Annotated in this window: 16 protein-coding genes; 9 read left to right on the top strand and 7 right to left on the bottom strand. The window is 65.9% G+C overall.

The features are described 5' to 3' along the window. Positions 1-103 precede the first annotated feature (103 nt). On the top strand, positions 104-1,102 hold the full coding sequence (gene dinB, locus RS899_RS18315; protein ID WP_315810452.1) for a DNA polymerase IV: 999 nt from the start codon (positions 104-106) through the stop codon (positions 1,100-1,102). 17 nt (positions 1,103-1,119) lie between these two features. Here dinB and RS899_RS18310 read toward each other — a convergent pair whose 3' ends face one another. The 4 genes from RS899_RS18310 to RS899_RS18295 form a co-directional block, all read right to left on the bottom strand. Then, the gene (locus RS899_RS18310) at positions 1,120-1,518 is read right to left on the bottom strand and encodes an META domain-containing protein (protein WP_233299594.1); all 399 of its coding nucleotides are present in this window, start codon (positions 1,516-1,518) and stop codon (positions 1,120-1,122) included. After that, on the bottom strand, positions 1,515-1,955 hold the full coding sequence (locus tag RS899_RS18305) for a hypothetical protein (RefSeq protein WP_054908707.1): 441 nt from the start codon (positions 1,953-1,955) through the stop codon (positions 1,515-1,517). Before RS899_RS18305 ends, RS899_RS18310 begins: the two co-directional genes overlap by 4 nt. A gap of 62 nt (positions 1,956-2,017) precedes the next feature. Then, positions 2,018-3,007, bottom strand: a complete 990-nt coding sequence (locus RS899_RS18300) for a 2-hydroxyacid dehydrogenase (protein ID WP_315807749.1) — start codon at positions 3,005-3,007, stop codon at positions 2,018-2,020. Positions 3,008-3,023: 16 nt separating this feature from the next. Next, positions 3,024-5,795 carry a response regulator gene (locus RS899_RS18295; RefSeq protein ID WP_315807748.1) on the bottom strand — a complete coding sequence of 924 codons (2,772 nt, stop codon included), beginning with the start codon at positions 5,793-5,795 and terminating at the stop codon, positions 3,024-3,026. A 127-nt stretch (positions 5,796-5,922) separates the two neighbouring features. On the opposite strand from RS899_RS18295, the gene RS899_RS18290 reads away from it, so the two are divergent. The 6 genes from RS899_RS18290 (at position 5,923) to mazG (ending at position 13,532) form a co-directional block, all read left to right on the top strand. Then, positions 5,923-6,633, top strand: coding sequence for a response regulator transcription factor (locus RS899_RS18290; protein WP_315807747.1), 711 nt, complete (start codon positions 5,923-5,925; stop codon positions 6,631-6,633). 1 nt (position 6,634) lies between these two features. After that, positions 6,635-7,981: a sensor histidine kinase gene (locus tag RS899_RS18285; RefSeq protein WP_315807746.1), complete on the top strand. Its 1,347-nt coding sequence runs from the start codon at positions 6,635-6,637 to the stop codon at positions 7,979-7,981. A 102-nt stretch (positions 7,982-8,083) separates the two neighbouring features. Next, on the top strand, positions 8,084-8,983 hold the full coding sequence (gene cysM / locus RS899_RS18280) for a cysteine synthase CysM (RefSeq protein WP_054908702.1): 900 nt from the start codon (positions 8,084-8,086) through the stop codon (positions 8,981-8,983). 1 nt (position 8,984) lies between these two features. Further along, complete coding sequence (gene rlmD / locus RS899_RS18275) at positions 8,985-10,355, top strand: 23S rRNA (uracil(1939)-C(5))-methyltransferase RlmD (RefSeq protein ID WP_315807745.1); 1,371 nt, start codon at positions 8,985-8,987, stop codon at positions 10,353-10,355. A 92-nt stretch (positions 10,356-10,447) separates the two neighbouring features. Beyond that, positions 10,448-12,706, top strand: a complete 2,259-nt coding sequence (gene relA, locus RS899_RS18270) for a GTP diphosphokinase (RefSeq protein WP_054908700.1) — start codon at positions 10,448-10,450, stop codon at positions 12,704-12,706. Further along, complete coding sequence (gene mazG / locus RS899_RS18265; RefSeq protein ID WP_054908699.1) at positions 12,699-13,532, top strand: nucleoside triphosphate pyrophosphohydrolase; 834 nt, start codon at positions 12,699-12,701, stop codon at positions 13,530-13,532. Before relA ends, mazG begins: the two co-directional genes overlap by 8 nt. 123 nt (positions 13,533-13,655) lie before the next feature. Here mazG and RS899_RS18260 read toward each other — a convergent pair whose 3' ends face one another. Then, entirely contained in the window at positions 13,656-14,588 is a 933-nt protein-coding gene (locus RS899_RS18260; protein WP_169940137.1) for an aspartyl/asparaginyl beta-hydroxylase domain-containing protein, read from the bottom strand. A gap of 161 nt (positions 14,589-14,749) precedes the next feature. Here RS899_RS18260 and RS899_RS18255 point away from each other — a divergent pair, with 161 nt between their 5' ends. Next, positions 14,750-15,289, top strand: a complete 540-nt coding sequence (locus tag RS899_RS18255; RefSeq protein ID WP_054908697.1) for a DUF2058 domain-containing protein — start codon at positions 14,750-14,752, stop codon at positions 15,287-15,289. A gap of 18 nt (positions 15,290-15,307) precedes the next feature. Here the strand turns inward: RS899_RS18255 and RS899_RS18250 are convergent, their stop codons facing one another. Together RS899_RS18250 and RS899_RS18245 are read right to left on the bottom strand one after the other, a co-directional pair. Beyond that, positions 15,308-15,586, bottom strand: coding sequence for a Rho-binding antiterminator (locus RS899_RS18250; RefSeq protein WP_233299588.1), 279 nt, complete (start codon positions 15,584-15,586; stop codon positions 15,308-15,310). Positions 15,587-15,597: 11 nt separating this feature from the next. Continuing rightward, positions 15,598-15,822 (bottom strand): glutaredoxin family protein, encoded by a 225-nt coding sequence (locus RS899_RS18245; protein WP_233299587.1) that lies wholly within the window; start codon positions 15,820-15,822, stop codon positions 15,598-15,600. Positions 15,823-15,936: 114 nt separating this feature from the next. Here RS899_RS18245 and RS899_RS18240 point away from each other — a divergent pair, with 114 nt between their 5' ends. Then, positions 15,937-16,506, top strand: a complete 570-nt coding sequence (locus RS899_RS18240) for a MarR family winged helix-turn-helix transcriptional regulator (protein ID WP_315807744.1) — start codon at positions 15,937-15,939, stop codon at positions 16,504-16,506. The last annotated feature ends 93 nt before the right edge of the window (positions 16,507-16,599 follow it).

Here is a 16,599-nt window from a genome sequence, read left to right as displayed (position 1 = left end):
CTTCTATAAAGGCGTTTCCGTTGGTGATGCAGGCGCCTCCTTCGTGACTCGGCAGAGAAAGATCATCCACATCGATTGCGATTGCTTCTATGCCGCCATCGAGATGCGCGACGACCCCAGCCTCGTGGGCAAGCCGCTGGCCGTGGGCGGGTCGCCGGACAAGCGGGGCGTGGTCGCGACCTGCAATTACGAGGCGCGTGCCTACGGCCTGCATTCGGCTATGGCCATGCGCACGGCAGTCAAGCTGTGCCCGGACCTGACCATCGTCCGCCCGCGGATGGACGTCTATCGCGAGACCTCGCGGGACATTCACGCGATCTTCCGCGACTACACCGACCAGATCGAGCCGCTGTCCTTGGACGAGGCCTACCTCGACGTCAGCGACAGCGAGCGTTGCGGCGGCAGCGCCACGCGCATTGCCCAGGAGATTCGCCAGCGCGTCTGGGAGACCTTGCACATCACCGTGTCTGCCGGGGTGGCGCCGAACAAGTTCATTGCCAAGATCGCCAGCGATTGGCGCAAGCCCAACGGCCTGTTCGTGGTCACACCCGATGAGGTCGACGGTTTTGTCGCCGATTTGCCGGTGAAGAAGCTGCATGGCGTGGGCAAGGTCACTGCCGAAAAGCTGGCGCGCCTGGGTATCCGTACCTGCGCGGACCTGCGCGACTGGTCGCGGATCCAGTTGGCCAAGGAGTTCGGCAGTTTCGGTGAGCGGCTCTGGGGACTGTCGCGGGGCATCGACGAGCGTCCGGTGCAGGTGGACAGCCGGCGGCAATCGATCAGCGTGGAGAACACTTTCGACCAGGACCTGCCGGACCTGGCAGCCTGCCAGGAAGAGCTGCCGTCACTGCTGGGCGAGCTGGAGCGGCGCATGACGCGCCTGGACGCCAGCTATCGGCCGGGTAAGCCGTTCATCAAGCTGAAGTTCCACGACTTCACCCAGACCACCCTGGAGCAGGCCGGCGCCGCGCGGGATCTGGAAAGCTATCGGCTGCTGCTGGGGCAGGCCTTCCAGCGCGGCAACAAGGCGGTTCGGCTGATCGGCGTAGGCGTGCGCCTGGTCGATCTGCGCGGCGCCCACGAGCAATTGACGCTCTTCTAGACCTGCCCGGAAGAGCCTCAGCCTTCCGGCCACATGCGCATGGCGCGACCGCTGGCCGGCCACAGGCGCAGCTCGCCTTCGTCGGTGATGTCCCAGCGCTGCACCTGGCCGAGCATCTTGAGGAACTGCTGTTCCTGCTCCATCACCAGGTCGGCGCAGAGCTTGCGGGTGGCGCCCGGCTGGCCGAAGGTCAACTGGTCGCCCTCGAGCTTGTAGCTGGCGAACCAGTGGTTGCAGCCGGCGCTGCCATAGGCGCGGCCATTGCCGTCCAGGGTCAGGCTGATGTGGGTGTAGTCGATCAGCGGGCGTTCGCCGATCCATTCCACGCGGTAGTTCTGCTCGGCTTCGGGCACCGGCTTGCTGGCGCAGCCGGCCAGGGCCAGCGCGGTGCAAGCGCTGGCGATCAGGGTTTTCATGCAGTCTCCTTGCTCTGGCAATCCGGGCAAAGGTGGCGCTTGCCGGCCTTGGCCCATCCGAGTTCGGCGATGCGCGCTTCGGCGGCCGGCTGTTGGGCGGCCTTGCCGAGGGTGGCATCGACGGCGAATTCGAAGTCCAGTGTAGCCGCGCAACCGTCGCAGTTGACCGTCCATTCGTGGATACCCAGTTCACGGAATGCCGGCCCCTTGGCCACGGCCATCCACTGCCCGGGCGGGTTGATCAGGTGGCGGACCTTTTCCACCTCCAGGGTCATGCTCAGGCTCTTGCTGCCCTTGAGGCTGACCAGCAGGGTGTCGCCGGCCTTGATCGAACCGCCGATGCCGGTGACCTGGTAGCGGCCCGGGGTCAGCGCGCGGCACTCGTTGAGGGTGAATTGCGGGTTGAGCAGGGTGTAGCGGAAATCGTGCTGGGCCATGGGTCCTCCGGGAAAGCGCGGCATTCTAGGTGGCACAGCGCCGGGATGCGAGGGGCAACTGATCAACCTTCGACCAGATTGACCGGCCGGCCCGCCTGCCAGGCGGCGATGTTGGACAGGGTGGTCTGGGCGATCCCGGCCAGGGCTTCACGGGTCAGGAAAGCCTGGTGCGCGGTGATGATCACGTTGGGGAAGGTCAGCAGGCGCGCCAGCACATCGTCCTGCAGCGGCTGGTCGGAGCGGTCGGCGAAGAAGATGTCGGCTTCCTCTTCATAGACGTCCAGGCCGAGGTAGCCGAGCTGGCCGCTTTTCAGCGCCTCGATCAGCGCCGGGGTGTCCACCAGCGCGCCGCGGCCGGTGTTGATCAGCATCGAGCCGCGCTTCATGCGCGCGAGGCTCTGGGCATTGATCAGGTGTTTGGTGGCGTCGTTGAGCGGGCAATGCAGGCTGATGATGTCGGACCGCGCGAGCAGTTCGTCCAGCTCGACGAAGTGCCCGCCCAGGGCCTCGATGGCCTGGTTGGGATAGGGGTCGTAGGCCAGGATGTGGCAGCCGAAGCCGCTCATGATGCGGGCGAAGACCTCGCCGATCTGCCCGCTGCCGATCACACCCACGGTGCGCCCGTGCAGGTCGAAGCCGGTCAGGCCATGCAGGGAGAAGTCGCCTTCGCGGGTACGGTTGTAGGCGCGGTGCAGGTGCCGACATAGCGCCAGGACCAATCCCACGCCATGTTCAGCCACGGCGTGGGGCGAATAGGCTGGTACGCGCACCACGGCCAGCCCCAGCGCGTGGGCAGCGGCCAGGTCGACATGGTTGTAGCCGGCCGAGCGCAGGGCGATCAGTTTCGTGCCGCCGGCGGCCAGGTGCTCCAGCACCGGGCGCGACAGGTCGTCGTTGACGAAGGGGCAGACCACCTCGAAGCCCATGGCCAGGGCGACGGTGTCCAGGCGCAGCTGGGTCTGCTGGAAGTGCAACTCGAAGCCAAGGCCGTGGTTGGCGGCGAGGAAGCTGTCGCGGTCGTAGGTCTGGTTGCTGAACAGGATGATGCGCATCGCTTGGATTCCGTCCTCAGTGCGGCTGGCCGGCCTCTGCTTCCAGGTGGCCCTCAGTCGCTTGTGCCAGTTCGGCCATCGCCATGTCGAGTTCATCCAGCGCGGCGGGGGCGTCCGGTTCGTTCTGTTTGAGCAGGGTTTCGGCGCGCTGACAGGCGGCGCGCAGCATTGGCACGCCGCAGTAGCGGGTGGCGCCGTGCAGGCGGTGGATGCGCTCGAGCAGGGTATTGCGGTCGTTGCGCTCGCGGGCCTGGCGAATCACCTGGCGGTCGGCGGACAGCGAGGCGAGCAGCATGCCGAGCATGTCGGCAGCCAGTTCCGCTTTGCCGGCGGCCAGGCGCAGGCCTTCCTCCGGGTCCAGGACGCTGAGCCCGTCAAGCTTGGATTCGGTGTGGCGCGGGCGTTCGTCACGTGGCTCGCCCAGCGCCAGGCCGGTCCACTTGAGGATCACCTGGACCAGTTGCCGCTCGTCGATCGGCTTGGTCAGGTAGTCGTCCATGCCGCCCTGCAGCAGGGCGCGTTTCTCGTTCGCGAGGGCATGGGCGGTGAGGGCGATGATCGGTACCGGGCTGACCTCGCGGTCGCCTTCCCACTGGCGGATCGCCTCGGTGGCCTGGCGGCCGTCCATGATCGGCATCTGCACGTCCATGAAGACCAGGTCGAAGCGCTCGCGCTGCACGGCCTCGACGGCGGCGAGGCCGCTGTCCACGGCAGTCACTTCTGCGCCCATGTCGGTCAGCAGGGTCTTCACCAGCAACAGGTTGGCCGGGTTGTCATCGACGCAGAGCAGGTGCGGGGTGCGCTCGAGCCGGCCGTTGGCCGATTTGTCCTTGCGCAGGGGGCGCAGGTGCAGCAGTTCGTTCATCGCCTGTTGCAGCTTGCGCGTGCAGGCGGGTTTGCTCTGCACCTGGGCGTCGGGCAGCACGTCGTTGTAGTGCGCCTGCTCGATGGTCGGGCATAGCACGAGGCTCTTGCAGCCATGCTGTTCCAACTCGCGGATGGACTGGCGCAGCGCCTCGGGCGGGTGTTCGGCGGCGGTCACGCCCAGCAGCGCCAGGGTGATCGGCGCCTTGTCCGACGGCCCGGCCAACAGCGCCTTTTCCAGTGTGGCGAGGTCGGGAAACTCGGTGACTTCCAGGCCGCAGTCTTCCAACTGGTGGTGCAGCGCGGTGCGGGTCAGTTCATGGGGCTCGTACAGTGCCACGCGCAGGCCGCCGGCCATGGCGGGCGGCAGGTCGTCGCCGTCGTCGCGGGCCTTGGGCAGGTTGAGGCTGATCCAGAATTCCGAACCGTCGCCGGCGCTGCTTTCCACGCCGATCTCGCCACCCATCTGCTCGATCAGGCGCTTGGAGATCACCAGCCCCAGGCCAGTGCCGCCGGCCTGGCGTGAGAGCGAGTTGTCGGCCTGGCTGAAGGCCTGGAACAACGCGCGCAGGTCGGCGTCGGTCAGCCCCACGCCGGTGTCCTGCACGCTGATGCGCAGTTGCGCGCGGTCGTCGCTTTCGTCCTCGAGCATGGCGCGTACGGCGATGCTGCCGTCGTGGGTGAACTTGATGGCGTTGCTCACCAGGTTGGTCAGCACCTGCTTCAGGCGCTGTGGGTCGCCCACCAACTGCAGCGGGGTGTCGCGGTAGATCAGGCTGACCAGCTCCAGGTGCTTCTCGTGGGCGGCGGGGGCGAGGATGGTCAGGGTGTCCTGGATCAGCTCGCGCAGGTTGAACGGGATGTTCTCCAGCACCAGCTTGCCGGCCTCGATCTTCGAGAAGTCGAGGATCTCGTTGATGATCCCCAGCAGGCTTTCGGCGGACTTGTGGATGGTGCCCAGGTAGTCCTGCTGGCGCGTGGTCATCTCGCTCTTCTGCAGCAGGTTGGTGAAGCCGAGGATGCCATTGAGCGGGGTGCGGATCTCGTGGCTCATGTTGGCGAGGAACTCGGACTTGATCCGGCTCGCCTCCAGGGCTTCCTTGCGCGCCAGGTCCAGTTCGATGTTCTGGATCTCGATGGTCTCCAGGTTCTGCCGGACGTCCTCGGTGGCCTGGTCGATGTTGTGCTGCATTTCTTCCTGGGCGCTCTGCAGCGCCTCGGCCATGCGGTTAATGCCGCCGGCCAGCTCATCCAGTTCGTGGCTGCCCAAGGCGGGCAGGCGGGTTTCCAGACGGCCTTCCTTGAGCTGGGCGACGCCCTGGGCGATCTGCCCCAGCGGCGCATTGATCGCGCGGCTCATGCGCAGGGCGAGCAGGGCGGTGACGGCAAGCCCGGCGCCGATCAGCAGCAGGCTGGTGAACAGGCTGCGGTAGCCGCGTAGCAGGGTGCCGTGGTGCGACAACTCCAGCTCGACCCAGCCCAGCAGCTTCTCGGCGTCATCGTCGGGGTCGCCGGAGAGGCTGCGGTGCTTGCCCAGCACCGGCAGGAGGAAGTGGGTGGTGTCCAGGTTGCTGGACATGCTCAGGTGCGAGCCGTCGCCGGAAGGAATGGGGGTGAGGATGCTGGGGCCGGCGTGGACCAGTTTTTCCCGGTCCGGGTTGAGGAAGGTCACGGCGCGTACGTCAGGCTGGTCCAGCGCCTCGTTGGCGATGCGTTCGAGCAGCTCGTTGTTGTGGTGGGCCATGGCCGGGGCCGACAGCGGTGCCAGTTGCTCGGCGATCAGTTGCCCGCGCTCGATCAATTGGGCATGCATGTCCGCCAGCTGCACCCAGGTGAAATAGCCGCCCAGCACCAGCGCCAGCAGGCTGGTGGGCAGCAGGGTGAGCAGCAGTACCCGTCCCTTGATGCCGAGATCCTTGAACACGCGCTTCCTCCGATGCGTTTATCCCCGGCAGTGTAGCGGTTCGGCCCCTGCTCGGAAGCCCTTTGCCTTGCCGAGACGACGCGGAATCGTGAATACTTCACGCAATTGCTAATCACTCTTATTTGATATGAATGCCATTGCTTCGTCCGGCCTGCGCCTGTTGACCATTGAGGACGACCCGACCTTGGGCGCCCACCTGTCCTCCCACTTGAGCGAGCGCGGCTTCGAGGTCACCTGGTGCCTGGATGGTGACGAGGGCCTGGCCCAGGCGCTCGGCGGTGACTACGACCTGGTGCTGATGGACATCATGCTGCCCGGCACCAGTGGCCTGGATATCCTTCGTACATTGCGTCGTGAGCGCGCGGTGCCCGTGATCCTGATGTCCGCCCTGGGCGCCGAGCAGGACCGCATCGCCGGCTTTTCCCAGGGCGCCGACGACTACCTGCCCAAGCCCTTCAGCCTCGCCGAGCTGAGCGTGCGCGTGGATGCAGTGCTGCGCCGTGTCGCGCTGGAACGCGGCAGCCAGTCCCTTGGCAGTACGGTGACCGGCCTGCAGATGGACCCACAGAAGGACGACGTCGGCCTCGACGGCCAGTGGGCCGGTCTGACCGGCACCGAGTACCGCCTGCTGGAGACCTTCCTGGGCAGCCAGGGCGAGACTCTCAGCAAACCCTTCCTTTATCAGCACGTGCTGCACCGCGCCTTCACTGCCCACGACCGTAGCCTGGACATGCATGTCAGCCACCTGCGCCGCAAGCTGCAGGCTATAGGCTACGTCCGTCACCAGTTGCACACCGTGTGGGGCAAAGGCTACGTCTTTGCCGAGGCCGAGGACTGACATGCCCGGCCGCCACTCGCTGTTCTGGAAGCTCGCCTTTGCCCTGGTAGTGCTGTGCCTGTCGGTGATCTGGCTGTCCTGGAACTGGGGCAAGCAGATGGAGCGCGACAGTTACAACCTCTCCGAGGAGGCGCGGCATGTCCTGGGTGGCTATGCCGAAGAGGCACAGCAGGCCTGGCGTACCGGCGGGGCGGCGGGCGTCGACAGCTGGCTGGCAGGGATGAGGCAGCGCGAGCCGGTGTGGATGGTGGTGGTGGACGGTCGCCTGCAGTCGCTGAGCACGCAGCCGCTGCCGATGGCCGATGTGGCGCACCTGACCTTCCAGCGCGGGCTGGACTGGCCGGTTAGCTCGCGCTCGGTCAACCTGCCCTACATCGGCATATCGTTTCCCGACGACCCGACTGCCGGCCGCCTGGTGCTGCAGCTGCCGCAGCGCTTCCTCCCCGGCGGCCTGAGTTTCCTGCGCCAGTCCGTCAGCCATGCACTGGTGCCAGCGATCCTCGCGCTGCTGCTCTGTGGGCTGATCTACCGGCGCCTGGTGCGCCCGTTGGGGCGTCTGCGCGAGCACGCCAATTCCTTGCAGGCGGATAACCTGGGCTCGGTCGCCGGCCCCGAACTCGTCACCCGTCGCGATGAACTGGGCGAGCTGGGCCGCGCGCTGGACCACATGGCCGAGCGCCTGCGCGGCCATGTCAGCCTGCAGCGCCAACTGTTGCGCGACCTGTCTCACGAACTGCGCACGCCACTGAGCCGCCTGCGTGTGGCAGGAGACAGTCCGATCAGCGAAACCGCGCTGCGTCAGCGCGTGGAGCGTGAGGTGGACGTGATGCAGCGACTGGTCGCCGATACGTTGGAACTGGCCTGGCTGGATACAGAGCGCCCGCGCGTGGAGCTGGAAGAGATCGACCTGCGTTCGCTGTGGGATCTGCTGGTGGACGATGCGCGCTTCGAGGCGGGCTGGAGTTCGGAGCGCTTTCTTTATCAGGTGCCGGCGGACTGCCGCGTGCGCGGTCATCTGAACGGGCTGGCCCAGGCGCTGGAAAATCTGTTGCGCAATGCCATCCGCCACTCCCCGGAGGAGGGTCGTATCCGCTTGAGTGGCCGGCGCGAACCGAGCGGCTGGCACCTGTGGCTGGAGGACGATGGCCCAGGCGTGGCGGAAAGCGACCTGGAGCGTATCTTCCTGCCCTTCACCCGGCTCTCCGATGCCCGCACCGGCGAAGGTTTCGGCCTGGGCCTGAGCATCGCCCGCAGCTCGCTGCGCATGCAGGGGGGCGAACTCTGGGCGGATTGCGCCGACGCTGGCCTGCGCGTTCACCTGCGCCTGCCGGACGCGGCGGCGGCCTGAGGCGCGCATCGGCCCCCGAACACGGCTTGTTAGGAAGTTTCGTATGGCAGGGCGTCTTTTGCCGGTATCATAGGGCGCCCTGTTCCAGATCCGAGTGCCTCCATGACCGTGCAGTACCCGACTATCGCCGATTGCGTCGGCAATACCCCGCTGGTGCGCCTGCAGCGCCTGGCCGGGGAAACCTCCAACACCCTGCTGGTGAAACTCGAGGGTAACAACCCCGCGGGTTCGGTGAAGGATCGCCCGGCGCTGTCGATGATCGCCCGTGCCGAACTGCGCGGCGACATCAAGCCCGGCGACACGCTGATCGAGGCCACTTCCGGCAACACCGGCATCGCCCTGGCGATGGCCGCGGCGATCAAGGGTTACCGCATGATCCTGATCATGCCCGACAACTCCACCGCCGAGCGCAAGGCCGCGATGACCGCCTACGGCGCCGAGCTGATCCTGGTGACCAAGGAGCAGGGCATGGAAGGCGCCCGCGACCTCGCCGACCAGATGGCGCGCGAAGGGCAGGGGAAGGTGCTCGACCAGTTCGCCAACGGCGACAACCCGATCGCCCACTACCATTCCACCGGCCCGGAAATCTGGCAGCAGACCGGCGGTGAGATCACCCATTTCGTCAGCTCCATGGGCACCACCGGCACCATCATGGGCGTGTCGCGCTACCTCAAGGAGCAGAACCCAAACGTGCAGATCGTCGGCCTGCAGCCGATGGAAGGCTCGGCCATCCCCGGCATCCGTCGCTGGCCGCAGGAATACCTGCCGAAGATCTTCGACGCCACCCGCGTCGACCGCGTCGTCGACATGCAGCAAACCGAAGCTGAGGACGTGATGCGTCGCCTGGCTCGCGAAGAGGGTATCTTCTGCGGCGTGTCTTCCGGCGGTGCGGTGGCGGCCATGCTGCGACTCTCGCGCGAACTGGAAAACGCGACCCTGGTGGCGATCATCTGCGACCGTGGCGACCGTTACCTGTCCTCGGGCGTGTTCGACGCCAACTGACATGGCCAAACAAAGATCCGGCCTGCGTTTCCAGCCCAGCGGCGGAGCGCGCAGCCCCGCGGTACCCGTGGGCAAGAAGCAGCGCCTGAACATCGAGCGCCTGGCCCACGACGGCCGCGGCATTGCCCACGCCGACGGGCGCACCTGGTTCGTCGCCGGCGCCTTGCCGGGCGAAGCGGTGGAAGCCCGCGTGCTGTCGGCACGCGCGCAGATCGTCGACGCCCGCAGCGAACGCCTCTTCAGCACCGCCGCCAACCGTCGCACCGAGCCTTGCCCGGTAGCCGGCACCTGCGGCGGCTGCAGCCTGCAGCACCTGCCCCACGCCGATCAGCTGGCGCTCAAGCAGCGCACACTGGCCGAGCAGCTGGAGCGCTTCTCCGGCCTGGTTCCGCAAGAGTGGGCCGCGCCGCTGGTCGGGCCGGAATTCGGCTACCGTCGCCGCGCTCGCCTCGCCGTGCGCTGGGACGTCAAGGCCAAGCGCCTGGATGTCGGCTTCCGCGCGGCTGCCAGCCAGGCCATCGTCGCCTTCGACGACTGCCTGGTGCTGGTGCCCGAGCTGCAGGTCCTCGCCCGCGAGCTGCCGGAGCTGCTGCGCGGCTTCACCAAACCGCAGTCGCTGGGCCATGTCGAGCTGTTCCATGGCACTTCCAGCGCGCTCCTGCTTCGGCATATCGAACCTTTGTCCGATAGCGACCGCGCGCGACTGCTGGAATTCTGTTCGGCACGGGATGTGCAACTGTGGTTGCAGGGCGACGGCGAGCCGACGCTTTGTTCCAGCGGCGCAGAAAACAGCGGGAACCGGGAGCTCGGCTTCCGGCTCGAAGCCTGGAATCTGACCCTGGCCTACCGGCCCGGCGACTTCGTTCAGGTGAACGCGCCGGTGAACGAGGCGATGGTCGCCCAGGCGCTGGACTGGCTGAAGCCCGGCAGCGACGAGCGCGTGCTGGACCTGTTCTGTGGCCTGGGCAACTTTGCCCTGCCGCTGGCGCGCCAGGTGCGCGAAGTAGTGGGCGTGGAAGGTGTGCAGACCATGGTCGAGCGCGCCGCCGCCAATGCCCATGCCAACGGCCTGGCCAACACCCGGTTCCATCAAGCGGACCTGACGAAACCGCTTGCCGAAGCCCCCTGGGCGGCGGAGGATTTCACCGCCGTGCTGCTCGACCCTCCGCGTGACGGAGCCTTCGAGCCGGCACGGCAGATGCGTTCACTGGGCGCGGAGCGGGTACTCTATGTGTCCTGCAACCCGGCGACCCTGGCGCGCGACGCTGGCGAACTGGCCCGACAGGGCTATCGCCTGAAGCGCGCCGGCATCCTCGACATGTTCCCGCAGACGGCCCATGTCGAGGCCATGGCTTTGTTCGAGGCAGGCTAGGAAGGCCTGCGCAATCCGACCGGCTCAAGCAAGAAGAAAGGCCGGCGCAGTGAGCGGTGTGTTGTGGCGCACCGTGGGGAAGGGTAGACACGATGGTACAGGTGAGAGCGCATCAGCCGGTCAACACGGACGGCAGCATCAATCTCGAGGCCTGGCTGGACCATGTCCAGACCCTGGTCCCGGGCCTGGATCGCCAGGTCCTGCTGGAAGCCTGCGAGTTCGCTCGCGAGGTGGAAGACAGGGCTGTCAGCACGGCTGACAACTCCTGGGCGGATGGCACCTCCAGCTTCCAGACGGGACTGGAGATCGCCGAGATCCTGGCGGACCTGAAGCTCGACCAGGAGTCCCTGGTCGCCGCGGTGATCTACCGTGGCGTGCGCGAGGGCAAGGTCAAGCTCGAGGACGTGGCGCAGCGCTTCGGCCCTGTCGTCGCCAAGCTGATCGAAGGCGTGCTGCGCATGGCTGCGATCAGTACCAGCCTCAGCCCTCGGCAGTCGCTGGTGCTCGGCACCCAGGCGCAGATCGAGAACCTGCGCAAGATGCTGGTGGCCATGGTCGACGACGTGCGCGTCGCGCTGATCAAGCTGGCCGAGCGCACCTGCGCGATCCGCGCGGTGAAGAACGGCGACGATGAAAAGCGCATGCGCGTCGCCCGCGAGGTGTTCGACATCTACGCGCCGCTGGCCCACCGCCTCGGCATCGGCCATATCAAGTGGGAGCTGGAGGACCTGTCCTTCCGCTACCTGGAGCCCGACCAGTACAAGCAGATCGCCAAGCTGCTGCACGAGCGCCGGCTGGACCGCGAGCAGTACATCGCTACCGTGATGCAGCAGCTCAAGGACGCCCTGGCTGCCACCGGCATCAAGGCCGACCTGTCCGGCCGCGCCAAGCACATCTATTCCATCTGGCGGAAGATGCAGCGCAAGGGTCTGGACTTCAGCCAGATCTACGATGTGCGCGCCGTGCGCGTGCTGGTGCCGGAAATGCGCGACTGCTATACCGCGCTGGGCATCGTGCACACCCTGTGGCGGCACATCCCCAAGGAATTCGACGACTACATCGCCAACCCCAAGGAAAACGGCTATCGCTCGCTGCACACCGCGGTGATCGGCCCCGAGGGCAAGGTGCTGGAAGTGCAGATCCGCACCCACGCCATGCACGAGGAAGCCGAACTGGGCGTCTGCGCGCACTGGCGCTACAAGGGTACCGACGTCAAGGCCAGCTCCAACCACTACGAAGAGAAAATTTCCTGGCTGCGCCAGGTGCTCGAGTGGCACGAGGAGCTGGGCGACATCGGCGGCCTGGCCGAACAGCTGCGGGTGGATATCGAGCCCGACCGGGTCTACGTCTTCACGCCCGACGGCCATGCCATCGACCTGCCCAAGGGCTCGACGCCGCTGGACTTCGCCTACCGCGTGCATACCGAGGTCGGCCACAACTGCCGCGGCGCCAAGATCAACGGCCGTATCGTGCCGCTCAACTACAGCCTGCAGACCGGCGAGCAGGTGGAGATCATCACCGGCAAGCAGAGCGGGCCGAGCCGTGACTGGCTGAACCAGAACCTGGGCTACGTCACTACCTCGCGGGCGCGGGCGAAGATCGTCCACTGGTTCAAGCTGCAGGCGCGTGACCAGAACGTCGCCGCCGGCAAGGCCATGCTCGAACGCGAACTCGGCCGCCTGGCGCTGCCGCCGGTGGACTTCGAGAAGCTCGCCGAGAAGGCCAACTACAAGACCGGCGAAGACCTCTTCGCCGCGCTGGGCGCCGGCGACTTGCGCCTGGCCCACGTGGTCAACTACGCGCAGCAACTGGTGGAGCCCGAGCGCGGCACCGAGCAGCTCGAACTCATTCCGCGCAAGCCGAGCAAGATCGGCCATGGCAAGCGCGGCGACATCCAGATCCAGGGCGTCGGCAACCTGCTCACGCAGATGGCCGGCTGCTGCCAGCCGCTGCCGGGCGACCCGATTGTCGGCTACATCACCCTCGGTCGCGGCGTGACCATCCACCGCCAGGACTGCGCCACCGCGCTGCAACTGGCCGGGCGCGAGCCGGAGCGGATCATCCAGGTCAGCTGGGGTCCGGTGCCGGTCAGCACTTATCCGGTGGATATCGTCATCCGCGCCTACGACCGTTCCGGCCTGTTGCGCGACGTCTCGCAGATGCTGCTCAACGAGCGCATCAACGTGCTGGCGGTGAACACCCGTTCGGACAAGGAAGACAACACCGCGATCATGCGCCTGACCATCGAGATCCCCGGTCTCGATTCGCTGGGCCGCCTGCTGGCGCGCATCTCCCAGTTGCCCAACATCATCGAGGCGCGGCGTGATCGCGCGGGTGCCAAGGATGCATAAGCTCGAAGATCTGCTGTACCTCATGGCCCGCCTGCGTGACCCGCAGAACGGTTGCCCCTGGGACCTCAAGCAGAGCTACGCGACCATCGTCCCCTACACCCTCGAGGAAGCCTACGAGGTCGCCGATGCCATCGAGCGCGGCGACTTCGACCACCTGCGCGAGGAGCTCGGCGACCTGCTGTTCCAGGTCGTCTACTACGCGCAGTTGGCTCGGGAAGAGGGCCGCTTCGAGTTCGACGCCGTGGTCGACGGCATTACCACCAAGCTGATTCGCCGCCATCCCCATGTCTTCCCTGATGGCGACCTCTACGGCGAGCCGGACCCGGCGAAGCTGGAGGAAGCGGCGGTCAAGCAGCGTTGGGAAGAACTCAAGGCCGAGGAGCGTGCCGCCAAGGCCGCCGAGCCGGTGCAGTTGTCGCTGCTGGACGATGTGCCCAACGCGCTGCCAGCGTTGAGCCGCGCTGCCAAGCTGCAGAAGCGCGCCTCCCAGGTGGGCTTCGACTGGGCCGACGCGCTGCCGGTGGTGGACAAGGTTCGCGAGGAGCTGGATGAGGTACTCGAAGCCATGGCCGGCGGCGACACCGAGGGCCAGGCGGAGGAGGTGGGCGACCTGCTGTTCGTGGTGGTCAACCTGGCGCGCAAGCTCAAGGTCGACCCGGAAACTGCCCTGCGCGCTGCCAATGCCAAGTTCGAACGCCGCTTCCGCTATATCGAGACGGCCCTGCGTGACCAGGGACGCACGCTGGAAGACAGCAACCTGGAAGAGATGGACGAGCTGTGGGGCGCTGCCAAGCGTGACGAGAAGAACCCGCTCAGCTGTGGATAAGTGCTGCCACCGTTGAATTGGCGCCCATGAAAAAGCCCCGCGATTGCGGGGCTTTTTATTTCTCTTCGTAGGAGCGAGCAAGCTCGCTCCTACAAGATGCTGTTGGCGCGTGGTGTCTGCTCGTCAGCCGAACAGCCAGCGCAGGATCAGCACCAGCAGCACCACCGCCAGCACCGGCCGGCCGATGCGGTAGGCCTTGGGATAGGCGCGCTTGAACACCTTCACCTTGCTGCCCACGGCGTCGCCGAGGCGAATCAATACCGAGTAGGCCTGGTTGATCCCGCCGACGCGTTCGCCCTCGACGTTCTGCGGCGCCGTGGCGCGGCCGAGGAAGGCACTGACGCGGCGGTTGATGCGGGTCAGCAGTGGTGACTTGAGCGGGCGCTCGATGTCGCAGAAGAGGATCAGGCGCGATTCGTCCGTCTCGTTCTTCACCCAGTGGACGAAGGTCTCGTCGAACATCACGTCCTGGCCGTCGCGCCAGGCGTAGGGCTGGCCGTCGACGAAGATACGGCATTCATCGGAGTTCGGCGTGGCGAGGCCCAGGTGGTAGCGCAGCGAGCCACCGTAGGGGTCGCGGTGCTTGTTCAGGTGGCTGCGCGGCGGCAGGCGGGTGAACATCGCGCCCTTGACGTTGGGGATGCTGCTCACCAGTTCCACGGTCTTCGGGCACAGCTGCTGCGCCGAGGGCAGCGGGCCGTCGTACCAGGTCAGGTAGAAGCGCGTCCAGCCCTTCTTGAAGAAGGAGCCGAAGCCGGCCTCGTTGTTGTTCAGGGCGTCGCGGATGTAGCCCTCGTCGAACAGTTTCTCGGCTTCCTCGCGGATCATCTGCCAGTTGTCGCGCAGCTTGTCGAGTTCGGGGAAGCGCTCGCGGTCCAGGTACGGCTTGGACGGCACGCTGGAGTTCAGGTACATCAGTGAGTTGTAGGGGGCGAACCACGCGGAGTGGTTCACCACCTGGCGGAGGAAGGGCAGGCGCACCTTGCCGCGCAGGTGTACGTAGAGGATGGCGATGAGGAAAATGGCCAGTATCGCTAGAACAATGAGCTTCAGCATGGAGGTAACGAGTCCGCTCCAGATGAGTGAATTCGAGCCAGGCACTTGCGCTGCGCTGGCACAGGCCCGAGGATTATACCCCCTGAGGACAGTCCCGCAGCACCTATGCGTTGGTCTGGGATTTGTCCGGCATCAATTGGGCTGTTGGAGAGCCTTGATTCATGAGCATGTCATTGCGTGATCAGTTGCTGAAGGCCGGGCTGGTCAACGAGAAGCAGGCCAAGCAGGCCGGCAAGCAGAAGCAGAAACAGCAGCGCCTGGAGCACAAGAACCAGGTAGCGAAGGACGACAGCCAGCGCCAGGCGGCCCTGCAGGCCCAGGCCGAGAAGCAGGCCCGTGATGCCGAGCTGAACCGCCAGCAGCAGGAGAAATCCGAGAAGAAGGCCAAGGCCGCACAGATCAAGCAATTGATCGAGGGCACGCGCCTTCCGAAGCTGGAGTCGGACGACTACTACAACTTCGTCGACAACAAGAAGGTCAAGCGTATCGCAGTCAACGACCTGATCCGCGACAAGCTCAGCCGCGGCAGCCTGGCCATCGTCAGCTATGACGGTCGCTACGAGATCGTCCCGCGCGATGCCGCGCTGCGCATCCAGGAGCGCGATGAGCGCCGTATCATCGTCCTCAGCGAGCCCAGTGGCGAGCCGGACGAAAACGATCCGTACAAGGATTACGTGGTGCCCGACGACCTCATGTGGTGAGGTTCCGCTGGCCCGGTTTCAGGCCGGGCCCAGCATCACCCTGCCGAACCGCGCCTGCGCCGACAGCGGCGTGATGGCGTGCAGACGGTCCAGCCGGAACTCCCGGCTGGCGTCGTCCACTCGCACTTCCAGATATTCCTCCAGCGATCCGTCCACGGTTCGCCGCGTGTGCGTGGTGAAGGCCTGGGCGTCGAACGCCAGGCCGTCACGCAGTTCGATACGCAGCCAGTAGCGGTAGAGGCAGGCGATTTCCAGGTAGTCATGGAGATCGCAATGCAATGGCTGGTAGTCGCTCATCTCGCCAGGCCTTATTTCAGGTCGGCCAGGGCCGCGCCGAAGTTCAGGTGCAGCACCTGCCCATCGACCACCAGCGCCGGTACGGATCTCACTCCCACCGCCTCGGCTTCGGCCACGCGCGGCGACTGCTCGCCCAGGTGCACGACTTCGACTTCGCGGTTCAGCAATGGCAGCAGCGCCCGCTCGGCTTCGACGCAGACAGGGCAACCGGCATGGTAGTAAACGGCGTTGTTCATGATCCTTCTCCTGATCAGTTATGTATCGATTCGATACCATTTCAGTCTGCAAGCGAAATTGACCTTCTGTCAAACTGGTTTTTGATCGATACTATCTATCGGGAGGATTAGCCCATGACCGATACGACCCTGTACGACTACCTCGAACGCATCGCCAGCCTGATGCGCGCATGGGCTCGTGAGCAGCCGCTGATGGCGGAGCTGCAGCCGATCCAGCTGAGTGCGCTCAATTACCTGGCGCGCTGCAACCGCTATTCGAATACGCCGCTGGGGGTGACGGATTTCCTCGGGCTGACCAAGGGCACGGTGTCCCAGTCGCTCAAGGCATTGGAGGCCAAGGGGCTGATCGAGAAACGCCCGGATGCCCTGGATCGCCGTAGTGTGCACCTGGAGCTGACTCGGGAGGGCAGGGGGCTGATCGATGCACTGGTGCCGCCGGCTTTTCTGCGGCGCGCAGAGGAAACGCTGGGGGAGCGCGGTGAGTTGCTGGTCGAACTGCTGCGGGAGTTGCTGACGACTGTGCAGCGCCAGGAGAACGTGCCGGGCTTTGGCCTGTGTCGCACCTGCCGCTTCCACCAGCCACTGGATGACGGCGCCCTTTGTGGTCTGACGGGAGAGCGGCTGGGCGCGCACGAAGGCGCACTGATCTGCCGCGAGCATGCCGCACCTGACGAAGTGGCTTGAGCCGAAACGACCGCCTTTGTAGGAGCGAGCTTGCTCGCGCCGAAGTCGCCTGGGAAAACCTGTTCGCGAGCAAGCTCGCTCCTACAGGGTTTC

Origin of the sequence: Pseudomonas sp. C9-3, from assembly GCF_032392015.1 — a bacterium.
GTDB classification, from domain to species: domain Bacteria; phylum Pseudomonadota; class Gammaproteobacteria; order Pseudomonadales; family Pseudomonadaceae; genus Pseudomonas; species Pseudomonas nitroreducens.
The sequence above is the reverse complement of the archived record's forward strand: the minus strand, read 5'-3'. Positions and strand labels throughout refer to the sequence as shown.